This window comes from Nostoc sp. PCC 9305 (genome assembly GCF_963920915.1).
Lineage (GTDB): Bacteria > Cyanobacteriota > Cyanobacteriia > Cyanobacteriales > Nostocaceae > Nostoc.
Map to the genome: position 1 here is coordinate 1 of NZ_CAWUDN010000241.1, position 1790 is coordinate 1790.

Annotated in this window: 2 protein-coding genes; both read left to right on the forward strand. The window is 40.6% G+C overall.

The annotated features are described in order from the left end of the window. The first annotated feature begins 505 nt into the window (after positions 1 to 505). Entirely contained in the window at positions 506 to 814 is a 309-nt protein-coding gene (locus ACM0OX_RS35550; RefSeq protein ID WP_414519902.1) for an NACHT C-terminal helical domain 2-containing protein, read from the forward strand. A gap of 292 nt (positions 815 to 1106) precedes the next feature. Further along, entirely contained in the window at positions 1107 to 1562 is a 456-nt protein-coding gene (locus ACM0OX_RS35555; RefSeq protein WP_414519900.1) for a two-component system response regulator, read from the forward strand. Positions 1563 to 1790 lie beyond the last annotated feature (228 nt).

Sequence of the window (1790 nt, forward strand, 5' to 3'; positions counted from 1 at the left end):
TCATACTCTTGACAAAATCCCTAAGAGATCGAATGAAACAGCCCTGCCTTAAAAAGGGGGGTTGGGGGGATCAAAAGGCTGTGGTGCAACTCTAGAAGACTTGTGTGTACACCGTAGCGCGTGCGGGGAGGAGGGGGTTAGGACAATACGGTTGGGTTAAAGTTTTTTGATGAAAATTATTACAAACGTTCGCGTAGCGTCTCGCAGAGAAGTCCGCTTATCGCGCTGCGCGGGGAATTTTTCTTGCTCCTATCTGGCCTTTCAAGAATACTTCACAGCCAGGAAAATCGTTACCAGCCATAACCTACAGGCATTTTAGCAAACGCTGTCTGGTCTGATCAGTCATATCACTGACCCCACGCGAAATCTTCTTGTTAACCGCTACCATGCTTCGGAGTGCAGACTCTTTAGTACAGTTGATGAAGCATTCGCCCATATCCACGCCTGTGGAGATGCTCTCTCGACTATTCTGGGTATTGTTCTGGATGTTGGACTTTATAAATCTCTGCAACAACTCTCTGACCAATTACCCAATTCTCGTCAAAGTCAAGAACGGTTTGAACTGTGGTGGCAGACGAACTATTCAACCTGGGCTGAACAGTTAAAGACAACGGTGATTAATTATCGCAACATTAACCACCAGTGGGACTTTAGCATTGAACAACAGCAAGTGTTACAACATTACTATGATGCTAATCAGTTACTACTCGATTGCTTGCATAGCAATTGTGAAGTAACCCCTGCTATCAGGCAAGAAATTGAAGCCACCTTATTATTGCCTCAGAAGGAACTTGAGGACAGGGAATGGGAATAGTTTTGTTGATTAATTCTTTACAGCTATTTTCAGTTAATTGAACCAGAGATTTTTGGAGGGAACATACCGCGCCTTTTTTTGAAAAGTTTTTCTACGTTTTATGTCGTAGTTAATCAATTCATTTAGGAAATCAAAGAACACCCGCTCATAGTATAAGAACAGAACCTAGTAATTCTAACCATTAAATGGTTCTCTGCTACTTTTTATTTGACCTATCTGGTTGTCTCATCACCTTAAGACTACAGATTTTTCAGATCGCTTTGCCCTTAAAGTCCTAATCGCAGGTCTTATTATGAATTTAATCAATGACTTTTGCTTGGCAGTTGGGATACTCAAAGGTGTACAAGTACTCGTTGTAGACAACGATCGCGATAGTAGAGATTTGTATGCTTTTTTACTGGAAGACCTGAGCGCAAATGTGATTACCGCTGGTTCCATAAAAGAAGCTTTAGAAATCCTGAGTTGGTTCACGCCCAACATTATTGTCAGTGAAATTAGGTTTTTAGGTGAAAGTATTTATACATTGCTAAATACATTGGATGCTATAGAGGTAAACAATGGTAAGCATATCCCAATCATTGTGACTTCAACATCTACCACCGGTACTTGCGACCAAATTCCAGATGTAGAGTTTGAAGAATATTTACTTAAGCCATTCGACCTTGACGAATTTGTTTCTATGATTGTGAATCAAGTACAGGAAAATGTGGCGAAAAATTTTTGCACAGAGCTACTAGTTGCAAACTAGTAGGTAAGCTTAAGTATCTGCGTTGTTTAACTGCCCTGAAATAAATTTCTAGACTGCATAGCTAAAACCCTTGTTCAGGATACAACTGGAGGTTAGATACAGCCTACAATGTAAGCACATGGGTTTGAGCGAATGATAAGCAATGCCCACAAAAATTACAAATATACTTATTCATCCACCTCAGAACTCCGTTCATCCACCTTTGAACTGGATGAATCCACCTCAGAA

What these genes read in the sequence shown, in the direction of transcription:
- ACM0OX_RS35555 (WP_414519900.1), top strand. Translation starts at nt 1,107, where the DNA reads ATGAATTTAATCAATGACTTTTGCTTGGCAGTTGGGATACTCAAAGGT.